This is a genomic window from Nocardia sp. NPDC003999 (assembly GCF_053604885.1).
Genome location: NZ_JBSGIB010000005.1, coordinates 373,564 through 399,262, shown reverse-complemented (window position 1 = coordinate 399,262; position 25,699 = coordinate 373,564). Strand labels below are relative to the sequence as shown.

Genomic DNA, 25,699 nt, shown 5'->3' with positions numbered 1-25,699 from the left:
AGCGTCCGTGATCATGACGACAACATTGATCACCGGAGCGAACAAAGGTCTCGGTTTCGAGGCCGCCCGCCGGCTCATCGCCGCGGGCCACACCGTCTACCTCGGAAGCCGGGACGTCGAGCGCGGACGCCGGGCCGCCGAACAGTTGGGGGGACGGACAGTCCAGCTCGACGTCACCCACGACGCGTCCGTAGCGGCCGCCGTCGCGGCCATCGAAGCCGACGGCGGCCTGGACGTGCTGGTCAACAACGCGGGTATCGCCACGGAATGGACCGCGACCAACACCGTGATCGGCGCCGCGGACGTGACCGCGGACCTCATGCGCCAGACCTTCGAGACGAACGTCTTCGGCACGGTGCGCGTCCTGCACGCGTTCCTCCCTCTGCTACAACGTTCCACCGCCCCGGTCGTGGTGAACGTCAGCAGCGGGCTGGCCTCGCTGACCCGGGTCAGCGATCCCGGCAGCCGGGCGTACGCCTACCCGGGCGTCGCATACCCGGCATCGAAAACCGCGGTCAACGCGATCACCGTGCAGTATGCGAAAGCGTTTCCGAACATCCGGATCAACGCGGTGGAGCCCGGCTTCACCCAGACCGATCTGAACGGGAACACCGGCCTGCAGAGCGTCGAGCAAGGCGCCGAGATCATCGTGCGGATGGCGCGGCTGGGCCAGGACGGCCCCACGGGGGGATACTTCGACGCCGACGGCGCCCTGCCCTGGTAGCCGAACGTCGGTCGTGCGGTGCTCGCCCGTGGCGGGTCAAGACACGACGGACGCGCGGTTCGACTCCCCTGCCGCCGGTGAACGGATCGCGTGGGCCCGCGCGATGACCTCCTTCAGCCCGTATCCGTTGACGATGGGTACACCAAAGCGGTGTTCGAACCTGCTTCGTAGTTCACTTCCGGCCGGTGCCGCACAGCACAGGGCGAAACGCACCGACGAGGTGTCCCACCGCGCCCGGCCGGGCAGATCGGTCAGTGCCGCGTACAGGCTCGGGAAGGCGGAGGAGTAGGTGGGCCGGATTCGCTCGACCCGTTCCAGGAACGATTCCGGGTCCAGCGGGCCTGCCAAGGTAGTGCGACCTCCCGCGACCAACGGCGACAGTGCGCCGAGCAAGATGCCGCAGAGCTGCCGCATCGGCAGCGTCGACAGGCTGTGGTCGGCATCGGTGAGGGCGAAGACCTCGATCACGAATCGGCACATGGCCTCCAGGTTCCGGTGATCGAGCATCGCCCGGATGCCGCCGCCGTAGGTGATCAGCGCCAGCGCCTCCCCGCCGGGCCGCACCGCCGGTGTCGGGTCGCGTTCCGCCGCGCCGAGCGCCGCGGCGGGCAGGACCCGGACCGGAGCGTCGATCGCCGACGGATGCTCGATGACGATGAGGACCTCGGGGTCCGCGTCGATTATCCGCTGACTCACCTCCTCGTCGGACGCCGTCGGGTCGATCACGGCGGCCGTGGCGCCCAGGCGCCAGATCGCGAACAGCGACACCACCAGGTCGACGGCGCCGGGCAGCATGGTCGCGACGACGCCGCCGGTCGTGACGCCCGCGGCGCGCAGGCGGGACGCGGCACGCTGGACGGCGGACAGGAACTCGCTGTTGTTCAGTTCGATGCCGTCAGCGGCAAGGGCTGGTGCCTGCGGGGTGGCTGCGGCGCGACGGTCCGGAAGAGTGGAAAGCATCATGCGATGTCCTCGGCAACGGCGTAGTTGTTCGATAACAACGGTAGGAAGCGGAGCTCCTCTCGCCACCGTCGCGCAAGGATCAAATTCGTCGCCTGTCTTGTCGCCTGGAGACAATATCGACCGGCGAGATCCGCCGCCGCGCGCACGGCGAGGTAATACGATCGGCTCGTGACGAGTTCTCGTCGCAACGATGAAGCCGAGGTCGACCGTTGTATCGCGACGATCGCCGCCCGCATGAACGAGCGGGTGACGGACATCAGCGCGAGCATCCACAGCGCGCTCGAGGAAGAGATACCCGAGCTGCGCGCGGATGTCCACACCGTCGAACTGCTCGGGGCCAGTGTGCAGGGAAACGTCGACACCCTGCTGTACGCGCTGCGTCACGACATCCCCGCCACCCGCATCCACCTGCCGTCGGCGGGCACGGAGTACACGAAGCGTCTGGCGCAGCGCGACGTCCCGCTCAACGCCCTGGTGCGCGCCTATCACATCGGACAACGGCGGGCGACCGAACTGATCTTCGCCGAGTTGCAGGCCGCCGACGTCGGGCCGGTCGATCGATTCGTCGTCGGCCGGGCCATCGCCACCCGGCTCTTCACCTACCTCGACCAGGTGATCCGGGAGGTCGTCGCGGTCTATGAAGGAGAGCGGGAGCAGTGGTTGGACACCCGCAACAGTGTGCGAGCGCTCTGTGTGCGCGAGCTACTGAAGGGGAAGGAGTCCGTCGACGTCGACAGCGCCACCGAGCAGATCCGTTATCCCCTGCGTTGGCATCACCTGGCGCTCATCGTCTGGTATCCCGACACGGAAGCCCACGGTGACGAACTGGCCGAGCTGCAACGGTTCGTTCGTGGGTCGGCCGAGACCACGGGAACCTCCGGGCAGCCCCTCTTCGTCGCCGACGATCAGCTGAGCGGCTGGGCGTGGCTGCCCTACCGTTCGGCGCGACCCGATGCCGTCGCCGATATCCGTGCATTCGCGGCCGCGCAACGCGACGCCCCGAACGTGGCGATCGGCACGATGGTCCCGGGCCTGTCCGGGTTCCGCCGATCTCATCGCCTGGCTCAGGACGCACGCACCGTAGCGCTGGCGGGGGCGGACGCCGAACACCGGGTGGTCGCGGCCGAAGACCCCGGATTGTCGGTCGCGGCCCTGCTCGGTGAGAGCATCGCGGAAGTCCGGGAATGGGTCGGCGACGTGCTGGGCGACCTGGCCTCCGACACCGACAACGACGCGCGGCTGCGCGACACGCTCCAGGTCTTCCTGCGCACCGGATCGAGCTACAAGGCAGCCGCCGCGGAGCTCGACCTCCACTCGAACTCGGTGAAATACCGGGTGGGCCGGGCGGTTTCGCGACGGGGCAAGCCCATCGCCGAAGACCGGCTGGACGTCGAGCTCGCACTGCTCGTCTGTCACTGGTACGGACCGGCGATACTGCGACCCGGTACGGCGTGACCCGGCTGCCCGGAACTCAGCGGCGCGGCGCTATGCGGGACAGCTCCACGGGACCGCGCACGGCGTAGAGCCAGGTTGCGAGTCCGTCGTCACGATGTGGCGATGACAATGCTGGCGGCCGAGGCGGCGACCAACCCGATGATCTGGCTGCTGTGCAATCGCTCCCGCAGCGCGGTCACGCCGAGTACCACGGGGACGATCGGGTAGAGCGAGGACAACACGACCGCCACGGCCAGGTACTCGGTCCGCGTGGCGAAGAGATAGGACACGAGCGCGGCGGCAGCGAGGATGCCGGAGAACACGGCTGTGAGATCGGCCCGATGTCCAGGGCCTGGCGCGGTATCCGAGGATCCGGATGCCAGCGTCCATGCGAACGCAGCGACGAGAACGACGGCCACCGCCCGGCCCGCGGTCACCGGCCAAATACCGGAGGCCGGGGCGGCGCGAGCCAGTGCGAGGTATTGCACGGCGATGCCGACACCGGCGATCAGCCCGTCGCCGACAGCGGCCCTGGCATTCGGACCGGCGCCGGTCGCACCGCCCGCGACGAGCCAGAGCGCGGGCACAGCCATCGCGATACCCGCCCATACCGACGCCGCCGGACGCTCACCGAGCAGAGCGGTTCCGAGCAGAACCGGCAGTGCGGCGCCGCCCACGGCGCTGATCGGTACGACCACGGACATCGCGCCGCGGCTGATTCCGCGGAACAGGAAGGTCATCGCGATACCGGTGCCCACTCCGGACAGCGCTCCCCAGCCGAGATCGGCGGGATGGGGCCCGGCGGGAAATACCAGCAGGCCTGCGAGCGCGGTGACGGCGAGCCCGCCGAGTTGGCCGAGCAGCGCCACGCGTGCGAATCCGACTCGGCGGGACGCGGTTCCACCCCAGAAATCCGACAGGCCATAGCTCAACGCGGACATCAGCGCCAGAAGCGTCCCCATGATCAGGCCTTCCGGTCGCGCTCGGCCTGTCCCACCGGACACACCGCGGATCGCGTACAGCCCGCGCGGTCGCACAATCTGCACAGCACATTCGAATCGCCGATCTCCCCGTACAGCCGGGCCAGCAGTTTCGCAAGCAGGCTCGTCATGGCTTCGCGCTCCGCGTCGTCGAGTGCGGATACCAGCTCGGCCAACGACCGGGCGCGGGCGGCGAGGATTCGGTCCGCGGTGTCCCGGCCGGACGGCGTCAGGTTCACGCTGACCAGCCGTCCGGCGCCGGGAGAGCGGCCGACCAGTCCGGCGGCCGCGAGCGAATCGACCATGCGAACGGCCGCGGATTGCGTCAGCCTGACCCGTTTGCCCAGGTCGGTGACGCTGATGCCCGGCGATTCCATGAGCGTCACCAAGGCGGCCGCGCTACTGCCGCTCACCGCACCGGCGCCGTGCACGTCGGCGAGCATCACGTCGTTGATCGCAAGCGCCGCTGCTCCGAGCAGGTTCTCCAGGCGAGCATCATGCATGACTCATGCATAACATCCGCCGACGGGTCGCTGTCAACCCTTCACCCGGCCGCGCGGTGTGCGGAGTGAGACGATCAGGAATCGAGAAGCGCTGGTCAGCGCGCTGCCGTTAGCGTTGGGACGCGAGCCGTTCACACGCAGAGGAGGACTCATGAACTGGGACAGACGGATAAGGCAGACGCACCGGTGGCTGGCCGTCATATTCACGGCGACCGTCGTCGTCACGGTCGTCGCCTTGGCGCTGAAGGGGCCCGTGTGGGTCTCCTACGTGCCTCTGCCACCGCTCGCCTTGCTTCTCTTCTCCGGTCTCGGCGTATTCGGACTGTCGTGGTCCGCCGAGCGGCGCGGCCGGGCGGCCGGGAACACCTCGCCGCGGCGGGTCGTGCCCGCACCGCGGGTCCGGCAGCTGCATCGCTGGTCGGGTATCGGCTTCGTCGCGACCGTTCTCGCCACTTTCGTCGCCTTGGCGCAGGAGGAACCGATCGTCTGGGTGTCCTACCTGCCGCTGCTGCCGCTCGCTCTGCTGCTGTTCTCCGGCCTCTACATGCTGGTGTTGCCGCTTGCCGTGCGACGTCGGCGCGCCGGTCGCCTCGCCACGTCCTAGTCGGCCGGGGCGGACGCGGGCGCCGCCGAGCCCGGTGGAACCCGGGGCGGCAACTCCGGACGACGCTTCCGAAGCGGGGCTCCTGCCGGCCGCTCGTACGTCCGCGATCGGCACGAAACAAAGTTTTCTCCGAACCTGCGATGAATCGGGGCGGCGGCGCCGGTATGTACCGGCGAACCCATCGGAGGAGGACTTTCGCCCATGAGAACGACCACGGGACAGCGCTGGGTACTCGCGCTGACATCGGTGGCCGCGTTGATGATCATGCTGGACGCGCTGGTCGTCACCACCGCCCTGCATGCGATCCAGCTCGACCTGCGCGCCTCGCTGGCCGAACTGGAGTGGACCGTCAACGCCTACACCTTGAGCTTCGCGGTACTGCTGATGGCGGGCGCGGCGCTCGGCGAGCGATATGGACGGCGCCGCGTACTGGTCGCGGGGGTGCTGCTGTTCTCGGCGGCCTCGGCCGCGTGCGCCTCGGCGCCGAACCTGGGCTGGCTGGTCGCCGCCCGGGCGGTGCAAGGTGCCGGCTCGGCGGCCGTCATGCCGGTCGGTATGGCGCTGCTGTCGGCCGCCTTCCCGCCCGCGCAGCGCACCCGCGCGCTCGGGCTTTTCGCGGCGGTGACCGGCCTGGCCACGCTCGGCGGCCCGCTCCTCGGTGGCGCGGTGGTGGAGGGCTCGACCTGGCAGTGGATCTTCTGGCTGAACCTGCCGATCGCCGCCTTGCTCGTGCCGCTGATGCTGACCCGGCTGCCGGAGAGCCGTGGCGAGGCACGCGGACTCGATCGCCTGGGCATCGGGCTGGCCTGCGCCGCCGCGCTGGGCTCGGTGTGGGGCCTGCTGCGCGGCGACGAAGCGGGCTGGGGCAGCGGCGAAGTCGTTGCCGCGTTCCTGCTCGCGGCGATCGCGCTGGTCGCGTTCGTACGCTGGGAGCTGCGCACCGCGACCCCGCTGATCCCGATGCGGCTGTTCGCCGCGCGCGGCTTCTCGGTCGGCAACGCGGTGGGCTTCCTGCTGTTCGGATCGATCTTCAGCGGGGCGTTCTTCTTCGCACAGTTCCTGCAGACGGTCCAGCACCACGGCCCGCTCGGCGCGGGAGTGCGGCTGGCGCCCTGGACGATCACCTTGTTCCTCGTCGCTCCCGTGGCGGGCAAGCAGGTCAACCGCTTCGGGGAACGGCCGCTGGTGGTCGTGGGACTGCTGATGCAGGCCGCGGGCTACGGCTGGCTCGCGCTGACGGCCGGGCCGCAGTTGTCCTACCCGGCCATGATCGCGCCGTTCGCGCTCTGCGGTGTCGGCGTCTCGATGGCCATTCCCGCCGCCCAGAGCGCCGTGCTGCGTTCGGTGCCCTTAGCGGCGGTCGGTGCGGCGTCGGGCACGTTCAACACCTTGCGCCAGCTCGGCAGCACGTTCGGGATCGCCTTGCCCGCAGCGGTTTTCGCGACATTCGGTGGACTCGGATCCACCGCTGCGTTCAGTACCGGATTCGCCGCGGCGATCGGCACGGCGGCGCTGCTGGCGCTGATCGGCGCCGCGCTCGGGCTGCTGCTACCCGCGGGCGCGCCCGTCGCGGCACGCTCCGACGCGCAGCCGGTCGCGGCTCGGTAGGTTGCGGCCATGACGATCGGCGCCGACTTCACGGCCGAGACGATGGCCTACCGGCCGGAGTTGCTCGCGCACTGCTACCGCATGCTCGGGTCCGTCCACGACGCCGAGGACCTGGTGCAGGAGACCTTGGTGCGGGCCTGGCGTGCCGCCGACCGGTTCGACGAGCAGCGGGCTTCGCTGCGCACCTGGCTGTACCGGATCGCCACCAATGCCTGCCTGACCGCGCTCGAACAGCGTGGCAGGCGGGCCTTGCCCACCGATCTGAACGGACCGGCCGCCACTCTCCGGACCCGGCCGGCCCGGCATCCCGAAGTGTCCTGGCTGGAACCGATTCCCGACGCGCTGCTCGGCGGCTCGGCCGATGATCCGGCGACCGTGGTGGCCGCGCGCAGCGGCATCCGCCTGGCCTTCATCGCCGCGCTGCAATATCTGCCCGCCCGCCAGCGCGCGGTGCTCATCCTGCGCGACGTGCTCGCCTGGTCTGCCGCAGAGGTCGCCGACCTGCTCGGCACCTCCCCCGCCGCGGTCAACAGCGCGCTGCAACGCGCCCGCGCCCAGCTCGAGAAGGCCACCCCCATGATCGATCGGACGTCCGAGTCGTTGAGCCCCGGTGAGCGCGCGATGATCGACCGCTACGTCACCGCTTTCGGCAACGGCGATATGGACGAGTTGAGCAAGCTGCTGCGCGACGACGTGGTGCTCGAAATGCCGCCCGCCCTGTTGTGGTTCGCGGGCCGCGCCCACGTAGTGGGTTTCTTCGCGGCCAAGGCGGCCCGGGACGGCGCCACCTGGCGCGCCGTGCCGACAGCCGCCAACACCCAGCCCGCCGTCGCCTATTACCTGCGCGACGCGGACGGGACCCACCGCGCGCACTCCATCCACGTTCTCGGCACCACGGATACCGCCATAGAACGCATCACTGTCTTCCTCGGCGACGAATTGTTCCGGCCGTTCGGGTTGCCGACGGTGCTTCGACGGCCGAACGAGAACTCCATACCGGAGTGATGCTCGGTGCGGACGACTGCACAGGCGATGGGGTCGAATTCCCGGTGCGGCGGGGAGCGCTATCGTCGGAGCATGCGAGCCCGGCCGTTGACTTTGATCCAGGACGACCTCGTCGACTACGACAAGGCCATGGAACGCATGGGAGAGCTGGTCGAAGAACGCCACAGCGGCGCGCGGCCGGACACCCTGTGGCTGCTGAGCCATCCGCCGGTCTACACCATCGGGCGGAAGACGCCGCAGGAGCACCTGCCGGACCCGGCACACGACATCCCGGTCGTGCAGACCACCCGCGGGGGCCAGCTCACCTATCACGGTCCCGGCCAGCTGGTCGGCTATCTCATCGTCCGGCTCGATTCCGGCGAAGGGGTGGTGGACTACATCCGCGAGGTCGAGTTCCGCCTGATCGAGGCACTCGGCCGGTTGGGCGTGCCCGCCGAACGCCGCGACACTCCGCCCGGCTCCGAACTGCTCACCGGCGTGTGGACCCGGCACACCGGCCGCAAGATCGTCTCCATCGGCATGCGCCAGAGCCGAGGGATCACCAGTCACGGCTTCGCCCTCAATGTGAACGGCGACCTCGAGCCATGGCACTGGGCCGTCGCGTGCGGGCTCCCCGACGTCGATATGTCCTCCGTGGCCAGGGAATCCGGCGCGGCCACCATGGAGCAGGTGCGCTCCATGGTCGCCACCGCTTTCGAGGCGAGCTGAACTCCGCCCGCGAACGATCCGCCGCTCGCGGCGGCGACCTCGACGGCTGGTCGCGCTCGTGGTCGACAGCCGCGCCACCGCGGAGCGGCGCTCCGCCAGTCCGCCGCGCAGGCTACCCAGCTGCGCGCGGCCTGCAGCCGAGATGCTGCCGGATTTGTTCCAGAACCACGAACTCCGTTGGGGAGTCACGAAACGGCGACGCGACCGGATCGACAGAGAGCTACCCGCATCCATCCGCACACCGGACCCGGCGCAGGCGGACCGCCGAACGCCGCAACGAAAGTAGCCCCGACACAGACGATTACGACCAGGATCGGCGCATGCCGATCAGTTGGCGAGGCGGGCCTCGAAGGCGATCCCGTCACCACGGGCGAGCGACCGGACGCGCTCGACGGGCTCGCGGTGGTTAACCTCACGTTCGCGCGGACCACACCGATCGGTCCAGACCATTTGCCATCCTCGGTCCATGCGATTGGCGATCATCGGGGGCGGCATCCTCGGCACCGCACACGCCATGGCCGCGATCCGCCGCGGGCACGAGGTCGTGCAGCTGGAACGGGAACTCGAAGCGCGCGGTGCGACCGTGCGCAACTTCGGCCTGGTCTGGGTGTCGGGCCGGTCGGCCGCGGAACTGGATCTCGCTCTGCGTGCGCGGAGGCTGTGGGAGGAGATCGGCGGGAAAGTGCCCGGCGTCGGTTTCCGGCCCTCGGGCTCGCTCACCTTGGTGCGCGCCCCGGAGGAATTGGCCGTCGCCGAGGCCGCGGCGGCCGGCCCCGGAGCCGAGGCACGTGGCTTCGCCTTGCTCGACCCCGAACGCGTCCGCGCCGTCAATCCCGCTCTGCGGGGCAAATTCCTTGCCGGACTGCATTGTTCGACCGACGCGGCCGTAGAGTCGCGCCAGGCGCTGCCGGCGTTGCGCGCCTATCTCACCGCGAGCGGGCGCTACACCTTTCATTCCGGCACGGAAGCCAGGGAAGTCGCCGACACCGGTTCCGGCGTGCGGGTGCGCGACGACCGTAATCGTTTCTTCGATGCCGACCTCGCGCTCGTCTGCCCCGGCGCCGCGCACACGGGCCTGGCCAGGGAACTGGCCGGAGCGCTGCCCGTGCGGCGGGTCCGGCTACAGATGATGCAAACCGCTCCGCTGGGTGAGCCGCTTCCCACGGCCGTCGCCGACGGCGACACTTTCCGCTACCACCCCGGCTTCGCCGGTCCCGAGGTCGACGCGCTGAACCGGGAACAATCGCAGACCGCGACCGCCGCAGAGCATGCGATGCAACTGCTGTGCGTCCAGCGCCTGGACGGCGGATTGACCATCGGCGACACCCACGAGTACACCGAGCCGTTCGCATTCGACCTGGACGACGCTCCTTACGAGCACCTGACGTCGGTGACCGAGGAGTTGCTGGGCCGCAGACTGCCACCCGTGGTGCGTCGCTGGGCAGGCGTGTACAGCCAGAGCGCCGATCCCCGCGCCGCGGTCACCCGCGTACGAGCCGAACGCCATGTCTGGGTGATCACCGGACCCGGCGGTCGCGGCATGACCCTCGGCCCCGTCCTCGGCGAGGAAACCGCCGACCTACTGGAACTCTGAGGAACGGATTCTGGTTCTGCTGGGACGGTTTCGAGGCCGGGCCGCGCCGCGGTGAGCGGTGCGGGAGGGCGCGTCCGGTCGCGCCATTATGCGTTACCAGACGTATCCCAAATTCCGTGTGCCCGGGTGCTGGCACACCACGAAATCCGCGCGTCGATTCGCGCAGGCGCACGCGACGTGTGAAGAATGCTCGCAATCACGAAAGTAATTGTCCGCCTGGGGATAACGCGCCATATGGAGCGGACGGGGATGACTGGAGAAATAGCGGTGGTACTGCTGTGGGTGGTGATCGTTGCCATCGTCGTGGTTCTGCTCGGCGGTGCGGCCGCGGCGATGGTGTGGGATCCGAATCCCCGCCGGAAAGCCCGGGCGACCGATCGGAGCGCAGCGCTGCCGTTGGCGGGCATGCCATCGCCGCACGACAGGTGGCCCCGGCGATCTTGACGCTTCGCCCCGCCGCGACCCGTTCCTTCTGGTCCGCCGAGCCGATCGGTCCGAGCTGCCGCCACAGCCCGCGATGTTGCCAAACAGTTGCCAACCGTTTGGCATGTTCTGCTTCACGACGTAGGCGCACCGGGTACGGTGGGCGCTGCGCTGCGCCTTCGCAGGCGTCCGCGTGCGGCACTGGCACCGAGAATCCCGAGACGACGGAGGTGCGGCAGTGACAGGCTCAGAAACCGCGCCCGAGCCGTGGCCGGTGTTGCGCGTCGATGACTGGACTCCCACACGGGAGACGCTGCACATGTGGACGCAGATCATCGGCAAGATCAGGCTCTCACACACCCCGCTGGTCAACCATTGGTGGCAGGTCACCTTCTACGTCAGCCCGAGAGGGCTGACCACCTCCGCCATTCCGCACCCGGCGGGATGCTTCGACATCGAATTCGATTTCCTCGATCATCGACTGCACATCCGGTCCAGCGACGGCCGTAGCAGGCAGGTCGCGCTGGAACCCAAACCGGTAGCCGTTTTCTACGCCGAAACCGTCGCGGCGCTAGAGGAACTCGGGATTCCGGTGCGAATCGAGGCCAAGCCCAACGAGGTCGAACTCGCCATCCCGTTCGCCGACGACTACGAACATCGCTCCTACGACGCCGCGGCCGCCACCTTGTTCTGGCGGCAACTGCTGGCCGCCGACCGGGTCATGCACGAGTTCCGCGCGCGCTTCATCGGGAAAGTGAGTCCGGTGCACTTCTTCTGGGGCGCGATGGACTTGGCGTGCACCCGTTTCTCAGGGCGGGCGGCTCCGCGACACCCGGGTGGCGCGCCGAACTGTGGCGACTGGGTCATGATCGAGGGTTACTCACACGAACTGAGCAGTTGCGGCTTCTGGCCTGGCGGCGGGTCGGAGGGCGCCTTCTACGCCTACGCGTACCCGGAGCCCGCGGGATTCGCCGAACACCCGGTCGGCCCGCGAGAAGCCTTCTACAGCCGGGAGAACGGCCAGTTCCTCCTGCCGTACGAGGCCGTTCGCACCGCCCCCACCCCGGAACGCGCGCTGCTCGAATTCCTCGAGACGACCTACGAGGCCGCCGCCGATCTGGGCCACTGGGACCGCGCCGCCCTGGAAGCCGACCCGCACCGCTGGAAGCACAAGCGCCGAGCGCACGAGATGGGCACGCCACGGCCGCCGGGCGAGTGATCCGGCATGGCGCCGCCCGTCGCCGATTCCTTCGGGGCGAGGGCGTGACGCCCGCCTTCTACGGTCCGCGAGGACAGCATGGATCTACCGTTGAGTGACCCGTACAACGGCACGTTGGTCAGGGTAGAGATTTCCTCGACCGCGAGGACAACTTGATCAAAGCCGCAGTTCACAGCCGTTTCGCGACACATAGCTTCCCACCATTGGGAACGCGCTATCCAGTGAATCACCGATGAATGTATCGTTATATGACGGCACGTTAATCGACGGGATGAACTAATGCACAACACCAGCAAGCGCGTGACAGTGCGTCGAGTGGTGGCCTCGGCGCTGATCGGCGGAGCGGTCGTCATGGCGGCGGCAGTCGCTTCGCCCGAATCCACGGTGACCACCACAGCCGACCGGTACTCCCACAACCCCGCCGACAAGCGCGGTTCCGGAGTGGGCGAGCGCGCCCGGAGCAGCAACCACGGCGGATACCAAGGACGCAACGAGCGCCCGTGCCAGTACACCCCAGAGGGCTACTGCACCGGAGGGCGTTGATACCCATACCGGCGGCGAGCCGGATCGCCCGGGCGGCCCGAACGGGCCGCCCGTCCGCGTGCGATCAGCCCTCGGCCGGACCGTAGGACAGGTGGACGACGCCATTGGCGTAGACCTCGTGCTCTTTGAGCGCGAGCTTGGTCGCGTCGACGCCGTCGCTCCACAAGCGCTTGCCCTTCCCGAGTGCGATCGGGTAGACGAACAGGTGCAGATCATCGATCAAGCCGTCGGCGAGCAACGCCCGCACCAGTGTGCCGCTGCCGCTGATGTAGATGACGCCGTCGATCTCGTCCTTCAGCTTGCGGATGACCTCCGGGTCGTAGGCGCCGACGCGGGTGCTGTTGGCCCACTCCACCTGCGGCTCGCGCGCACCGACGACGTATTTCGTCGTGTCGTTGAAGAACGGCGCCCCCGGGTCGTCCTCGACGGTGCGGGTCGACCAGGCCGGTGCGAACATCTCGAAAGTGGTGCGGCCCAACAGGATCGCCTTGGACGCCGAGGTGATCGCCGCGAGGGTCTCCCCCATCTTCGGGTCGAACCCGTACTCGAAGGTCCAGGACGGATCCTCGTACACGCCGTCGAGGGCGATGAACTCGTGGACTGCGATGGTTCCCATGTTTTTCCTTTCATCGGGTGCGGCGGTCGCCGGGTGCGGCCCGGTGCCGCTGTCGACAACGACTCTGCTGGCCGCGCCTTACGGTTTGTTTACGGTCGGTCCGTCGTTTCGGGCGAACCGGTGTTCGAGGTTGCTTTCTACCGCACGAACGGCGTTTCGGCCCGCGCCTGGCGCAAGGCGCGGGCCCACCACATGAGCTGGTCCAGCGTGGCGTCGACGGCCTCGTCGAGTTCCGCGTCGCGGCGCGGCCAGCTGCCGTCGCTCGCGAAGCGCTGCCAGACCTTGGTCACGGTGACCGTGCGGCGGATGGGGACCGCGTTCAGTTCGCCGAAGACGGGACGCAACTGGGCGGCGGCGTGACCGCCGTCGGCGTCGCCGCCGTATCCCACCACAGTCACCGGTTTGCCGGCCCACTCCGCGTCGAACCAGTCGACGGCATTCTTCACCGCGGCCGGAAAGCTCCGGTTGTACTCCGGAGTGACCAGGACGAACGCGTCCGCGGCGGCCAGCCGTTCGCCGAGCGCGCGGACGGCGGGCGGTAGCGGCTCGTCGGGATCGGGTAATCGATCGGGCAACCCGGTCTCCGCGAGATCGATCCGGTCCACGTCGATATCGCGGCGGCGGCCCAGCCGCCCGGCGAACCACTCCGCCACCGTGGGGCCGAAGCGACCTGTGCGGGTGCTGCCCACGATCAGCGCCACCCGTACCCGGCGGGGTCCCCTCATCGCACGTCACGCACCGGTGGCGCATCGGCTCCCGGCCTCGTGTGTCGATCGGCGTCGCCCGGCACCCGTCGCTGTCCGGGTACCGGGTGCGCCCTGCGGTCCCCGCGCGGTCTGTTCAGACAGGCAGACGCCTCCTCGATAGGACTCTCACCACCGCTGATTCGACGTGCGATAGTCGCGATGAGTGGCATATCGTGCTTTCCTTCCACGAGTTCGGCCTTCGGCGTTCTCATCGTGGGCGCGCCACCTTCCGATTTGTTTGCGGTCGCCTTCCGCCGCCGCTCGCATAGGCTGCCCCAATGCGTTTCGGGGTGCTGGGTCCGTTGACGGTCTGGACGGATGCGGGCGCCGTAGTGCCGATTCCGGGGGCCAAGGTGCGGGCACTGCTGGCCGACCTGCTGGTCACGCCCGGCCAACCGGTATCGGGCGACCGGCTGATCGACGACATCTGGACCGACGACCCGCCCGGCAATCCGGCGGGCACGCTGGCGGCGAAGGCCTCGCAACTGCGCAGGGCGTTGGAAGACGCCGAACCCGGCGGCCGGGACCTCGTGGTGTCCCCGCCGCCCGGGTATCGGCTGGCCGCCTCCGACACCGACGCGCAGGAGTTCCGCGCACTGGTGGCGTCCGCGCGAGCGACGACCGACACCGCCGAGCGGGCCCGGGCGCTCGCCGCGGCGGTCGCTCTCTGGCGCGGGCCCGCGTTCGCCGATTTCCGGGACGCGGCATTCGCCCAGCCCGCCATCGCGCAACTCGAAGAGCAGCGCTTGGTGGCGGTGGAGGAACTGGCGGAGGCGCGGCTGACGCTGGGCGAGTACCGCGAAGTGGCCGGCGAGCTCAGCGAAGTCGTGACGGCGCATCCGCTGCGCGAGCGGCTGCGCGCGGCCCACCTGCGCGCGTTGTACGGCGCGGGAAGGCAGGCCGACGCGCTCGACGGGTACGAGGATCTGCGCAGGCACCTCGCCGACGAACTCGGCATCGACCCGAGCCCGGAGCTGGTCGCGCTGCAGCGCGCGCTCCTGGCCCAGGATCTGCCGGAGGCCGCGCCGCCGGAGATCGTGGTCGCCCGTCGGCGCAGCTCGAACATTCCGGCGCAGCGCACCGAGCTGATCGGCCGCGACAGCGACCTCGCGCAGTTGTGCGACGCCGTCGAGAACGCCAGGCTGGTCACGCTCACCGGGCCCGGCGGCGTGGGCAAGACGCGCTTGTCGCTCGCCGCCGCGGCGGTGCTGCCCCAGCGATTCGCCAACGGCACCTGGCTGGTGGAACTGGCCCCGCTGCAACCGACCGCGACCGATGCCGCCACGTTCCTCGCCGACGCCGTGGCCGGTGTGCTCGGCATCCGCGCCGCCGACGGCGCCGACATCACCGCGTCGTTGTGCGAGGCGCTGGCCGAACAGGAACTGCTGCTCGTCCTGGACAATTGCGAGCACGTGGTGGATCGCGCCGCCGATCTGGCCGAGACGCTGCTCGGCGCGGCTCCCCGGCTGCGCATCCTGGCCACCAGCCGGGAACCGCTGCGGCTGCCCGGTGAGGACGTCGTCGCGCTGCGACCCCTCGATGTGCCCGCGCGGGACGCGGCGTTCGACGAGATCGCCCGAGCGGGAGCGGTGCGGCTGTTCGTAGCCCGAGCGCGCGCGGGCGCCCGTGATTTCGCGCTCGACGCCGACGCCGCCACGTCGGTCGCGACGCTGTGCCGCAGGCTCGACGGCATACCGCTGGCATTGGAACTCGCCGCCACCCGAGTACGCGCGCTGGGCGTGCACGAGATCGTCGCCCGGCTCGACGACCGGTTCAAGCTGCTGGCCACCGGGCATCGCGGCGTGCCGCCGCGGCAGCAGACGCTGGCGGCGATGATCGACTGGAGCTGGGGACTGCTGGACGCGACCGAGCAGGCGGTGTTGCGCAGGCTCGCGGTGCACACGGGCGGCTGCACCCTGGCGGCCGCGGAGGCGGTGTGCTCGGCGGGCGCCGAGCCCGCGGTGGACGCGTCGCTCGTCGCCGACGTGATCGGCAGGCTGGTCGACCGGTCGTTGGTGCACCCGGCGGGACAGCGCTACCGCTTGCTGGAATCGGTGGCCGCGTTCAGCCTCGACCGGCTGGCCGATGCGGGCGAGTTCGACGCGGTGCACCTCGCCCACCATCGGTACCACCTGGGTCTGGCCGAGCGCGCCGAGCCCGAGCTGTACGGCGCCGACCAGCGTCGCTGGTTGCGTCGGCTGGACGACGAATCGGCGGATCTACGCGCGGCGCTGGACGGTTTCGTGCGCGCGGGCGACGCGGATCAGGCCCTGCGGCTGGTGAACGCGCTCGCCTGGTACTGGCAGCTGCGTGGCAGGCCGACCGAGGCGCGGCGCTGGCTCGACGCCGCGCTGGCGCTCGGCGGCTCGCCACGGCACCGGGCGCGAGCGCTGGCGTGGAGCGTCGGATTCGCTTTCCAGCAAGGCGATTTCGAGGACGGTTCGGCCAAGCGCGCCGCCGTGTTCGATCTGTACGACATGGTCGACGATCCGGCCGGGCGGGCGCGCGCGGAACTCTTCCTCGGCTTCTCCGCACTGGACTCCGGTGACGTGCAGGAGTTGGAAGCGCTGCTGCGCAAAGCTCTTCCGGTCTGCACCGATCTCGGCGACCGCTGGGGTGTGGCCGCCGCGCACGTCGCGCTGGCCAAGGCAGCCCACAATCGGGTCGATCTCCCGGCGCTGGAGCGGCACGCCCGCACGGCCGCCCGGCTGTTCGCCGAACTCGACGACCGCTGGGGCAGGCTCCAGGCCGCCGAATGGCTCGGCGGCCTGGCCGAACTCACCGGCGATCTGACCTCCGCCGCCGATATCCACGCCGAAGCACTCGGCTTGGCGCAGGAGCTGGAGCTGTGGGGGCAGGCGTGCACCCATCTGTGCTGGCTGGGCTGGATCGCCATGCAGCACACCGATTTCGGCCGGGCGCGGGCGCTCGGCGAACAGGCACAGCGCATCGCGGCCGAACACGGGTACGAGCCGGGCCGGTTGTTCGCCGCGCTCGTGCTCGCTTTCACCGCGCGCCGCGACGGCCGAACCGATGCCGCCGAGCGAATTCTGCGTGAACTACTCGCCCTCCCGCTGGCCGCGGGTGCGGAGACGCCGCTGTTCCTGCCGATGCTGCAAGTCGAGCTGGGCTACATCCTGGAACAGCGCGGCGAACCGAGCACCGCGTTCGACCTCTATCTGACCGCGTTCGACGGCGCGCAACGCATCGGCGCACCACGCGACACCGCCTTCGCCCTGGCCGCGCTCGCCTCGGCGCTCACCGAGCTGGGCCTGCCGGAGATCGCGGCACAGCTGCTCGGCTCGGCGGCGGCGGTGCGCGAGGCCAACGGCATCGCGCTGCTTCCGGCCGAACGCCCCGACATCGACCGTCCGGCGAACCGCGCCACCGTGGCGCTCGGCGAGCACGCCTTCACCGAGCGCCACGCCGCAGGAACGCGGTCGACGCCACTCGAGGCGCGCGACCTCGCGGCCCGCGCGGTTGGGGTCAGCCGACGATCGAGTTCATGATCGTGCCCGCGCTCGTGGCCACCGCGCCACCGGCCATCGCGCTGGCGACCATCTTCGGCGACTGCAGGGTGCCGCCGTTCCATTTCTCCCACGCGAATCTGCCCCCGCCGTAAGTGATCGCCGTGATGCCGGACAGCTGCACCAACCAGGTGAAGTAGCGGCCCATCTGCATCAGTTTGTCCGCCAGCGGCGGCTCTTCGGCGGTCGGATTATCGAATTGCTGCGCGATCACTGTGTCGTGCAGCGCGGCGAGAATCATGCTCACGTTCGTGCTCCTTTTCGCATGCCGAGGTGATGCCGGAGACAATTCGAGAGAAAGAGCTGCGCTACCGGGACGTTCGGCGCGCCACGGGCACTGCGAGGCCCACGGCCGCCGTTCCGGCGGTTCCGCGTCGTGATCGTATCCCGTTTGCCGGATAATTGCCGGAAAACGCGTGACAAGATCGATTAGACCGCATTGCGAAGGGGTGTTCCGCGCGACACACCGTCGTGCGCATGATTCAACTCACAGCCCTTCCCCGTGCCGGACAAGGCTGCGACCTCTAGGATTTCATTAGGTGCAGGGGCTGATATGACATCGGTGCAGTGCGGCGCCGAACCTTCCGCTGAGATCACCGTGACCGCGGGGAGGGCACAATGCACACCGCTTTCTTGATTCCACTGCTCATCACACTATTGATCGTCACGGCGACGGCCGTTGTGGCCGGTTACGCCACCGTCGTCGCAGCCTATTGGTTCGAGCTGCGCTCCACCGAAAGGCACGGCGGCCGTCCGGATATCTCGCAGGGCTGACCTTCCCGGACAGCCGAATGGGCCGGGGATCGCTGCGACACCCCGGCCCGCCCGTTTCCTCCGATTTACGCCGTTACGCCGGATTCGGCGCGCACCGTGTCGCCGATCCACGGCACGGCCGCGTCCCGGACCCGCACCGTCCGCGGCAGCAGGCCGTTGGCGGCCAGGAGATCGGCCGCATGCTGCTGTTCGTCCAGGAAGTCCTCGGAAACGGGTTCGACACCGAAGGGCCTGCCGCGCAGCGCGGCTTCCCACGCGTCCAGGCTCGCCGTCCCGCCGCGAGCCACCACGTCGTCCACGAAGTACTGGGCGGCCGCGCGCGGATTCGCCTTGATCCACGCGTCCGACTGTTGCAGAGCCGTGATGATCGCCGTCAGCGCCTCGCGGTTGCCTTCGGCGAAGTCCCGGCGGGTGAACCACAGCGAGGGGTGGCTGAACAGCGATTCGGTGTCCACGAGAGTGCGCAGGTCGGCGGCCGCCTCGACCGCGGCCAGACCCGGATACGCGCCGACCCACGCGTCGAGGTCGCCGCGCAGCAGAGCCGCGCCGCCGTCGTGCACGTCGACGTCCACCGGCTCGATGTCCTTCCAGGCCAGGCCCGCCTGGTCCAGCGCGAACAGCGCGAGCGTGGTCTGCCAGGAACCGTGCGCGATGCCGACCCGCTTGCCCTTCAGATCCAGCACCGTCTCGATGCCGGAATCGGCCTTGGCGACCAGGCGGCCGTTCTCCACCCGCGGCCCGGAGATACCGACGTAGACGATGTCGCGGCCGTTGGCGAGCGCGGTCACCGGCGGCGTGAAGCCGGTGCCGATGAAGTCGTAGCCGCCGTCGAACAGATGATCCGAATGCAGCGACGGCAGTCCGCGCGCGGGGTCGACCGGAGCCGGGCGCGGCAGCTCGCGCAGGTCGACCCATTCCACATCGGGCAGCAGGTTTTCCAGGATGCCACGGTGGCGCAGGACGAACAGGGAGTTGTTGTGCGGGAAGTAGCCGACACGAATGGTCATGATCGCTCCTCGATCTCGATGTGCGGGGCCGGTCAGATCAGGCCGCGGCGGCGCGCCTCGTCGGCGAGACCGGTGCGGCCCCACTGCACCGCGAGATTGGACGGGTCGAATTCGACCGAGCCGCCGAGAGTTTCGGCGATCGCCTGATATTGCGCGCCCTCCTCCAGCAGCACCACGAACTTCGCCAGCTCCAGCAGTCCCGAGCGTCCGATGACGTTCGCGCCGCCGTTGGCCTCGAAGATCGCGACCAGATCCGGGTCGTCGACCAGCTTGGACAGGATGAAATCGCCCGCGCCGATGCTGCGATCGATGTGCGGCGGAACGGCCCGGGACAGGGTCAGCCGCTGCGCGGCCGCGTAGCGGATCGGCAGCGTGCGATGGGTCTGCGCCCATCCACCGAGCCACGGTGTGTGGATGTGCACCACGGAGGTGATTTCCGGATGCGCGCGGAACACCTTCGCGTACCCGGTGACGAATCCCGCGGAGCCGGTGCCGGACAGCACCTCGCCGTCGAAGGTGGCGACCACCGGCGCGACGGTGCGGTCATCGGCCCACGGGCCCGGTTCGTTCAGAGCGACGGCGATCTCCTCGCCGGGCACTCGCTCCACGAAATTGACGGTGCCGTTGCCCGCGACGGTGCCGGTCTCCCGGAACACCCGGAATGCCTTCTCGGCGTCGCGAACAGCGGCGGCGACGAAAGCGGTGACGGACTCCGGCAACCGGGTCTCGGTGGTGGTCATGGTCTCTCCTGAATCTATCGAGCGGGGGAAAGGGATGCCGCGGCGGCGGACGCGGTGAGCCGGGATCGGCCGAGCAGCGGGAGCACCTCTTCGCCGACGCGGTAGGCCTCCTCGAGATGCGGGTTGCCCGCGAGGATGAACGCGTCGACGCCGAGATCGATCAGCTCGTCGAGCCGCTGCGCCACCTGTTCGTAACTGCCCACCAGGCCGAACGCGGGACCGCCTCGGATCAGGCTGAATCCGCACCAGACGTTGGGTTCGACCTCGAGGTCCCGGTAGCCGGTGATGGTCTCGGGCACCCAGCCCTGGATGCGGGCGGCCCCGACCGAATCGCCCTTGGCGGCGCGCTCGGCCGCGCCACGGTCGACGAAAGCCCAGCCCTTCTCGATCTCCGCCCACGCCGCTTCCTCGGTGTGCCGGGCCAGGACGTCGATGCGGACGGCGAATTTCGGTGTACGGCCGATGGTTTCGGCGTTCGCGCGGACGCCGTCGAACTTGGCGCGCAGATCGGCGAACGGCTCCAGCCAGGACAGGTAGTAGTCGGCGTGTCTGCCCGCGGCGTGCACCGCGGCGGCGGACGACCCCGAGAAGTACACCTCGGGGAAAGGCTGACCGGCGATGCCCGGCGCGAGCGCCGCACCCTCGGTGCGGAAGAACCGGCCGTCGTGGTCGTAGGGCTCGCCGTCCCACACGCCGCGCAGCACGTCGAGGAATTCGCTGGTGCGGGCGTAGCGGTCGTCGTGGGCGACCTTGTCGCCCCACCACAGCTGGGCGGGACCACCGCCGCCGCTGATGATGTTGTAGACCAACCGGCCGCCGGTCGCGCGCTGCAGGCTCGCCGACATCCGCGCGGCCTGCACCGGATGCAGGAAGCCGGGCTGGAAGGCGACCATGAACCGGTAGGTGGTGGTCTCCCTGGCCAGGGCCGCCGCGACCGCCCACGGGTCGTCGGTCACGGGGAACGACGGCAGCAGGCCGCCGAGGAATCCGGCCGATTCGGAAGCCTTCGCGACCGCGGCCATGTGGTCGATGTAGCCGTAGCCGTCGAGCGCGCCGTCGCGGATGGCCGGTGCGATATTGCCCGGCCCGTAACCGTTGGCGTGGCCGCGGTTGTAGCGGCGCGGCGTGCGCAGCGACGCGTGGTCGCCTTCCATGCCGATGCGCCAGTAGATGTCGATGGTCATGCGGTTGCCTCCTGCGCGGTCAGCGTGCGGCCGGCCGGGTCGGCGAGGAACAACAGGTGTTCGCCCGCGCGGTGCAGTTCCTCGATGTGCGGGTGTCCCGAGAGCACCACGCTGTCGACGCCCGCCGTCACATAGGACGAAAGACGTTGCGCTACTTGCTCATAGCTGCCGACGAGGCCGATGTTCGCGGCGTATCCGAGTTCGGCGAACCCCGCCCAGCGGCCGTCGCCCAGATCGTGTTGCCTCGCGCCGGTGCCGTCCGGGCGCACCTCGCGCCACTGACGTTCGACGCGGGCCCACGCCTCGTCCTCGGTTTCCCGCGCGACGACCGGCAGCTCCAGTCCGGCGCGGACCGTGCGTCCCGCCGCCGTCGCGCGTTCGCGCAGGGCGGCGATCGCGGTATCCACGCCCGCCGCGGTCTCGGTGAAGACGTGCACGTCCCCGTGCTGGGCCGACAGCTCGAGCGCCGCCGCGGAATCGCCGGACAAGTAGACCGCCGGAAACGGCAGCCCGGAGAGGATGCCGCGGAAACCGCCGTCGATCACGTCGTAGTACGTGCCTTCGTAGTGGAATCCGGTACCGGCGAATCCCGCCGACGGCACCGGAGCGTCGTTCCATACGCCACGGGCGACGGTCAGGAACTCCGCGGCCCTGGCGTAGCGGTCGTCACCGGTGACGCGATCACCGCGTGCTCGCGCGTCGTCGGTATCGGTGTCCATGGCCAGCTGCCAAGCCAGGCGACCACCCGAAATGCGTTGCAGGGTAGCCGACATCTTCGCGGCATAGACCGGAGTGCCGAAAGCGGGCTGGAATTCGACGACGACGCGCGAGTACCGCGTGCCGCGCAGGGCGCCGCCAGCCACGATCCACGATTCCTCGCCGTGCGGATCGTAGGGCGCGAGCACGCCGTCCAGCCCGGCCAATTCGGCGGCGTCGACGATCTGGGCGAGGTCGTCGAACGGACCGAACCGCCCCGGCCGCAGGTCGGTCACCGGCGTCACCGGCGCGGGCCCGCCGAATCCGCCGCGATTGCGTCGATCTGGGCGGGCGTGGCGGCCGTCTCCACGGGAAGGCAAGCGCCACAAGAACTCTGTCATGCGGGGACCTTCCCGGACTCGACGATCTCCCTGGCCCGGGCCAGCGGCTCGGGCGCGACCCAGGAATCCAGGTCGAAGTCGGCGGCGAGGAATCCATGCGTGTAGAGGAATTGCTTCTGCACGCCGATCAGCTCGATCCGCTCGTCCGACAACGAGGGGTGCAGATCCCGGTGGAAGTTCTCGCCGTACGCCGCGACGACCCCCTCCGGACCGGACAGGGTTTCCCGCTGGAGCACGTCCCGCACTCCGCTCAGATCGCCCGCGGCCCAGTCCGCCGCGCGCAGGCTCTGCGCGAGGAACTCGACGACCACCTCCGGACGCGCCTGGAGTAGCTCCTCGTGCACGGTGATGGGGCGTGGCGTGCCGTTGTTGACCCGGAAGCGTTTGGCCTCGGTGGCATCCAGGTCCACCGCGACGCGCAGGCCGTGCTCCCTGGCGACCTCTTGCGCCCGGGCCCCCTTGACATAGATGGCGTCCACCTCGCCGCGCAGCAACTCCTCGACGCCCCAGGTGACCACGCGGCGATTCGCCTGTAGCTCCGTGCGCACCTGCGGGTTCCGCTCGACGCCGATCTCGGTCACGCGGACGTCGGCGAGGGTATGTCCACCGAGACGCAGCGCGTTCGCGAAACCGTGCAAGGCCATCGCGCGGGGGAAGCTGCGCGGCTGGTCCCGCGCCCACGCCGGGACGCCGATGCGCAGACCGGCCAGCTCGGCGGGGCCCCCGACGGTGGATTCCGGACCGACCAGAATGGCTTGCGCCTCATCGATCCAGGTCAGTCCGATCAACCGGGTCGGCGAGCCCTGGGCGCGCGCCGCCAGGGCCGGAACGTTGCCGCCCTCGCGGATCAGCCCGGACAGATCGTGCAGGAAATGGTGGCCGGCCAATTCCGGCCCGGCGTCCTGCAGGACGCCGAACTCGAGCCCGGCCCGGGTGGCGGCGTCGCCGAGCCAGCCGAGGCTGTGCGCGAGCCCGCTCGCGGTGGGCACCGGGCAGCGGGTGTACCAGAGGGTGTCGGTCATGAGGCACTCCTTGGAGCGGACGTGGTGCTACCCACGCCGAGCCGGCTGAGGAAAAGTGATCGGAAATGCAGGGTTTCGGGGTCGGCGCGGTCGCGCGGACGGGCCACGTCGATGTCGACGTCCACGGCGAAGCGCCCTTTGTCCAGGATCAGTACCCGGTCGGCCAGGCGGATCGCCTCGTCGACGTCGTGGGTCACCATGAGCACCGCGGGACGGTGCCGGGCCACGAGATCGCCCACCAGATCCTGCATCTGCAGGCGGGTCAGCGCGTCCAGCGCCGCGAACGGCTCGTCGAGCAGCAGCAGTTCCGGTTCGCGAACCAGGGCGCGTGCCAGCGCCGCGCGCTGCGCCTCGCCGCCGGAGAGCGTGGCGGGCCATTGCCTGGCTTTGCCGTCGAGGTTGACCTCGGCCAGTGCGCGTAACCCGGCTTCGCGGTTGTGCCGGGAACGCCGCTGTCCGACGATCACGTTCGCCAGCACCCGTTTCGAGGGGATCAGCCGCGGCTCCTGGTAGACGGTGGTGCGCCGCGCCGGGACGAGCACCTGTCCCGCGTCCGGCGCCTCCAGTCCGGTGAGCAGGCGCAGCAGTGTGGTCTTGCCGGTGCCGCTGGGCCCGAGCAGGACGACGAACTCGCCGCGCCGGATGGTGAGGTCGACGCCGTCGAGCACGGTCTTGGCGCCGAACGACTTGCGCAGGCCGGTGATCGAGACGGCGACCGGCTCCTCCCCGGCGGGTGCGGTGACCACCTCGGCTCCAGGTTCGGTAATGGTGGTCATCGGATCGCCACCTGTCCGCGCCATGGCATGGCGAAGCGCTCCGCCAGCCGCACCAACCCGTCGAAGACCAGGCCGAGCAGTGCGTACAACACCACGCACAGCACCATGTAGTCGGTGCGGTTGTACTCCTGGGCCAAGGTGACCAGGTAGCCGACGCCCTCCTTGGTGCCGACCTGCTCGGCCGCGATGAGACCGGTGATGCTGATCGACAGGCACACGCGCAGCGCCATCAGCACGCCGGGCAGCGCTGAGGGGAGGATGACCTCCAGCACCAGCCGCGGCCCGATCAGCCCGAAACTGCGGGCGGCCTCGACCATCTTGCGATCGACGTTGCGCACGCCGAGATAGGTGTAGGCGTACATCGGCGCGACCGTCGCGACGGCGATGAGCAGTACCTTGTACAGCTCATCGATGCCGAACCAGGCGATGAACAGCGGGACCAGCGCAAGGAACGGCACCGCCCGCAGGATCTGCATGGTCGAATCGACCAGTTCCTCACCGAGACCGGACAACCCGGAGACCAACCCCAGCGCCAGTCCGATGGCCACGCCGATCCCGACGCCGAACGCGGCGCGGGTGAACGACGCCACCGCGAAGTCGAACAACTGGCCGGTGCCGAGCAATTCGGTGAACGCCGTCCACACCGCGGGCGGTCCCGCCAGCACGCGCTCGGAGATCGCTCCGCTCGCGGAACCCGCCCACCAACCTGCCACGATCACTGCCGGCAGCAGGAACCGCAGCGGTACGGAAAACCATGCGGGCCTGCGCTTGCCGACGCGCGTGCGGGGCGGGGCGAGCTCGGTCGGCCCCAGCCCGGCCGCCACGACGACCGCCATCTCAGCTGCCCGCCTTCACCGATGCCAGCTGCTCGGGCGTCAGCTTCGACTTCAGGTCGTAGAAGATGTCGGCGGCGGTGACCTTGCGGGTGACGACGCCGTTGTCGAAGAAGGTGTTCACCACGTCGGCCAGCGCGGTGGCGTCGGTCTCGTTCGGCAGGTGCGGCACGGTGGCCTCCGCCCCCACCCGGTAGGCGTCCGACAGCCGCTGGCCCGACAGGGCGCGCGGGCCGGTCTTCTCGAAGACGTTCTCGAACTCGGCGGGGTTGGCGCGCTGCTTCGCCGTGAGGTCCTGCAGCACTTCGAGGTATTTCGCCGCGATGTCCGGACGCTGATCGAGCACCTCGGTGCGGAACACCACCACCGAGTTGTCGTTGGAGCCGATGCTCTTCTCCGTGGCGATCTCGACGCCGCCGTTGGCCTTGGCCTCCTGGTAGGGCACCAGGAACGACGACCAGCCGTCCACCTTGCCGGTCGCGAACGCCGAGGCGGCGTCCTTCTGCTGCAACGGAACCCTGGTCACCTTGTCGGCCGGGACGCCTGCCTGCGCGAGCGCCTTGAGCAGGATGTATTCGCCCTTGGCCGCCGGGTTCACCGCCACGCGCCTGCCGACCAACTCGGCGACCGAGTGCACGCCCGATTCCGGAGTGACGATGATGCCGCTCTGATCCTTGCCCGCTGGATCCTGTACCGCGACGATCCGCACACCGACGTCCTTGGACAGCGCGCCGACGACGGGGCTGAACGCCGCGCCGGAGACGTCGAGTTCTTTGGTGTTGAACAACTTCAGGTTGGAGCTGAAGCCGGGGGTGATGCTGACCCACTCGATCTTCGCGCCGAGTGGTGCCAGCGCGGCATCGAAGGTGCCGTCGCGCTTGCCGACCGCCAGCGGCCCGGAGTTCCCCGGGTCGGCGACCTTGAGCACGAAGGAAGCGCCTGCGCCGGTGTCGCGGTCGGTGTCCGAACCACACGCGGCGACGAGTGCGACTAGGGGAACGATCGCCAGCGCGATGCGCATGAGGGCTTGCCGCCACATCGTGAGGACTCCTTGTCCGAATCGTCGATC

General features: G+C 69.6%; 26 protein-coding genes. 12 read left to right on the top strand and 14 right to left on the bottom strand.

Annotation, left to right across the window (positions count from 1 at the left end; genetic code table 11):
- Positions 1–13: 13 nt before the first annotated feature.
- Positions 14–724, top strand: a complete 711-nt coding sequence (locus ACWESM_RS14785) for an SDR family NAD(P)-dependent oxidoreductase (RefSeq protein WP_397279769.1) — start codon at positions 14–16, stop codon at positions 722–724.
- Positions 725–760: 36 nt separating this feature from the next.
- Here ACWESM_RS14785 and ACWESM_RS14780 read toward each other — a convergent pair whose 3' ends face one another.
- The gene (locus ACWESM_RS14780) at positions 761–1,687 is read right to left on the bottom strand and encodes a class I adenylate-forming enzyme family protein (protein WP_452492153.1); all 927 of its coding nucleotides are present in this window, start codon (positions 1,685–1,687) and stop codon (positions 761–763) included.
- Between the two features lie 168 nt (positions 1,688–1,855).
- On the opposite strand from ACWESM_RS14780, the gene ACWESM_RS14775 reads away from it, so the two are divergent.
- A complete protein-coding gene (locus ACWESM_RS14775; RefSeq protein ID WP_452492151.1) occupies positions 1,856–3,142 on the top strand; it encodes a PucR family transcriptional regulator in 1,287 nt (428 codons plus the stop codon).
- A gap of 89 nt (positions 3,143–3,231) precedes the next feature.
- Here the strand turns inward: ACWESM_RS14775 and ACWESM_RS14770 are convergent, their stop codons facing one another.
- Together ACWESM_RS14770 and ACWESM_RS14765 are read right to left on the bottom strand one after the other, a co-directional pair.
- The gene (locus tag ACWESM_RS14770) at positions 3,232–4,083 is read right to left on the bottom strand and encodes an EamA family transporter (RefSeq protein ID WP_452492149.1); all 852 of its coding nucleotides are present in this window, start codon (positions 4,081–4,083) and stop codon (positions 3,232–3,234) included.
- Between the two features lie 2 nt (positions 4,084–4,085).
- On the bottom strand, positions 4,086–4,604 hold the full coding sequence (locus tag ACWESM_RS14765; protein ID WP_364433376.1) for a MarR family winged helix-turn-helix transcriptional regulator: 519 nt from the start codon (positions 4,602–4,604) through the stop codon (positions 4,086–4,088).
- Positions 4,605–4,755: 151 nt separating this feature from the next.
- On the opposite strand from ACWESM_RS14765, the gene ACWESM_RS14760 reads away from it, so the two are divergent.
- The 8 genes from ACWESM_RS14760 to ACWESM_RS14725 all read left to right on the top strand — a co-directional run bounded on the left by ACWESM_RS14760 (position 4,756) and on the right by ACWESM_RS14725 (position 12,308).
- Complete coding sequence (locus tag ACWESM_RS14760) at positions 4,756–5,208, top strand: hypothetical protein (RefSeq protein WP_355080459.1); 453 nt, start codon at positions 4,756–4,758, stop codon at positions 5,206–5,208.
- A 201-nt stretch (positions 5,209–5,409) separates the two neighbouring features.
- On the top strand, positions 5,410–6,816 hold the full coding sequence (locus ACWESM_RS14755; protein WP_452492147.1) for an MFS transporter: 1,407 nt from the start codon (positions 5,410–5,412) through the stop codon (positions 6,814–6,816).
- Between the two features lie 9 nt (positions 6,817–6,825).
- Entirely contained in the window at positions 6,826–7,821 is a 996-nt protein-coding gene (locus ACWESM_RS14750) for a sigma-70 family RNA polymerase sigma factor (RefSeq protein WP_452492145.1), read from the top strand.
- 72 nt (positions 7,822–7,893) lie between these two features.
- Complete coding sequence (gene lipB, locus ACWESM_RS14745) at positions 7,894–8,529, top strand: lipoyl(octanoyl) transferase LipB (protein WP_364433386.1); 636 nt, start codon at positions 7,894–7,896, stop codon at positions 8,527–8,529.
- Positions 8,530–8,995: 466 nt separating this feature from the next.
- Positions 8,996–10,123, top strand: a complete 1,128-nt coding sequence (locus ACWESM_RS14740) for a TIGR03364 family FAD-dependent oxidoreductase (RefSeq protein ID WP_397279780.1) — start codon at positions 8,996–8,998, stop codon at positions 10,121–10,123.
- 249 nt (positions 10,124–10,372) lie between these two features.
- Positions 10,373–10,567 carry a hypothetical protein gene (locus ACWESM_RS14735; RefSeq protein WP_355080467.1) on the top strand — a complete coding sequence of 65 codons (195 nt, stop codon included), beginning with the start codon at positions 10,373–10,375 and terminating at the stop codon, positions 10,565–10,567.
- Positions 10,568–10,784: 217 nt separating this feature from the next.
- Positions 10,785–11,765: a DUF5996 family protein gene (locus ACWESM_RS14730; RefSeq protein WP_412806381.1), complete on the top strand. Its 981-nt coding sequence runs from the start codon at positions 10,785–10,787 to the stop codon at positions 11,763–11,765.
- 300 nt (positions 11,766–12,065) lie between these two features.
- Positions 12,066–12,308, top strand: coding sequence for a hypothetical protein (locus ACWESM_RS14725; protein ID WP_355080471.1), 243 nt, complete (start codon positions 12,066–12,068; stop codon positions 12,306–12,308).
- Between the two features lie 64 nt (positions 12,309–12,372).
- Here ACWESM_RS14725 and ACWESM_RS14720 read toward each other — a convergent pair whose 3' ends face one another.
- Both ACWESM_RS14720 and ACWESM_RS14715 read right to left on the bottom strand, forming a co-directional pair.
- The gene (locus tag ACWESM_RS14720) at positions 12,373–12,924 is read right to left on the bottom strand and encodes a dihydrofolate reductase family protein (protein WP_452492142.1); all 552 of its coding nucleotides are present in this window, start codon (positions 12,922–12,924) and stop codon (positions 12,373–12,375) included.
- Between the two features lie 137 nt (positions 12,925–13,061).
- On the bottom strand, positions 13,062–13,649 hold the full coding sequence (locus ACWESM_RS14715) for an NADPH-dependent FMN reductase (protein WP_356965285.1): 588 nt from the start codon (positions 13,647–13,649) through the stop codon (positions 13,062–13,064).
- A 299-nt stretch (positions 13,650–13,948) separates the two neighbouring features.
- Between ACWESM_RS14715 and ACWESM_RS14710 the strand changes: the two genes are divergently transcribed.
- On the top strand, positions 13,949–17,179 hold the full coding sequence (locus tag ACWESM_RS14710; protein ID WP_452492140.1) for a BTAD domain-containing putative transcriptional regulator: 3,231 nt from the start codon (positions 13,949–13,951) through the stop codon (positions 17,177–17,179).
- On the opposite strand, the gene ACWESM_RS14705 is transcribed toward ACWESM_RS14710, so the two are convergent.
- Positions 17,157–17,438: a hypothetical protein gene (locus ACWESM_RS14705; RefSeq protein WP_355080518.1), complete on the bottom strand. Its 282-nt coding sequence runs from the start codon at positions 17,436–17,438 to the stop codon at positions 17,157–17,159. The genes ACWESM_RS14710 and ACWESM_RS14705 overlap by 23 nt on opposite strands.
- 377 nt (positions 17,439–17,815) lie before the next feature.
- Between ACWESM_RS14705 and ACWESM_RS14700 the strand changes: the two genes are divergently transcribed.
- Positions 17,816–17,971, top strand: coding sequence for a hypothetical protein (locus ACWESM_RS14700; protein WP_452492138.1), 156 nt, complete (start codon positions 17,816–17,818; stop codon positions 17,969–17,971).
- 65 nt (positions 17,972–18,036) lie between these two features.
- Here ACWESM_RS14700 and ACWESM_RS14695 read toward each other — a convergent pair whose 3' ends face one another.
- Genes ACWESM_RS14695 through ACWESM_RS14660 form a run of 8 tightly spaced genes read right to left on the bottom strand, consistent with a single transcriptional unit; the run spans position 18,037 to position 25,669 of the window.
- A complete protein-coding gene (locus ACWESM_RS14695) occupies positions 18,037–18,978 on the bottom strand; it encodes an ABC transporter substrate-binding protein (RefSeq protein ID WP_452492136.1) in 942 nt (313 codons plus the stop codon).
- Between the two features lie 32 nt (positions 18,979–19,010).
- On the bottom strand, positions 19,011–19,718 hold the full coding sequence (locus ACWESM_RS14690; RefSeq protein ID WP_355080481.1) for a class II aldolase/adducin family protein: 708 nt from the start codon (positions 19,716–19,718) through the stop codon (positions 19,011–19,013).
- 14 nt (positions 19,719–19,732) lie between these two features.
- On the bottom strand, positions 19,733–20,902 hold the full coding sequence (locus tag ACWESM_RS14685; RefSeq protein ID WP_364433407.1) for an LLM class flavin-dependent oxidoreductase: 1,170 nt from the start codon (positions 20,900–20,902) through the stop codon (positions 19,733–19,735).
- Positions 20,899–21,999, bottom strand: coding sequence for an LLM class flavin-dependent oxidoreductase (locus ACWESM_RS14680; RefSeq protein ID WP_452492134.1), 1,101 nt, complete (start codon positions 21,997–21,999; stop codon positions 20,899–20,901). Before ACWESM_RS14680 ends, ACWESM_RS14685 begins: the two co-directional genes overlap by 4 nt.
- Positions 21,996–23,021, bottom strand: coding sequence for an ABC transporter substrate-binding protein (locus ACWESM_RS14675; RefSeq protein ID WP_452492132.1), 1,026 nt, complete (start codon positions 23,019–23,021; stop codon positions 21,996–21,998). The genes ACWESM_RS14680 and ACWESM_RS14675 overlap by 4 nt, the downstream gene beginning before the upstream one ends.
- Positions 23,018–23,797 carry an ABC transporter ATP-binding protein gene (locus ACWESM_RS14670; RefSeq protein ID WP_356965291.1) on the bottom strand — a complete coding sequence of 260 codons (780 nt, stop codon included), beginning with the start codon at positions 23,795–23,797 and terminating at the stop codon, positions 23,018–23,020. The genes ACWESM_RS14675 and ACWESM_RS14670 overlap by 4 nt, the downstream gene beginning before the upstream one ends.
- Positions 23,794–24,633, bottom strand: coding sequence for an ABC transporter permease (locus ACWESM_RS14665; RefSeq protein ID WP_356965292.1), 840 nt, complete (start codon positions 24,631–24,633; stop codon positions 23,794–23,796). Before ACWESM_RS14665 ends, ACWESM_RS14670 begins: the two co-directional genes overlap by 4 nt.
- Before the next feature lies 1 nt (position 24,634).
- A complete protein-coding gene (locus tag ACWESM_RS14660) occupies positions 24,635–25,669 on the bottom strand; it encodes an NrtA/SsuA/CpmA family ABC transporter substrate-binding protein (protein WP_397279801.1) in 1,035 nt (344 codons plus the stop codon).
- Positions 25,670–25,699: the final 30 nt, after the last annotated feature.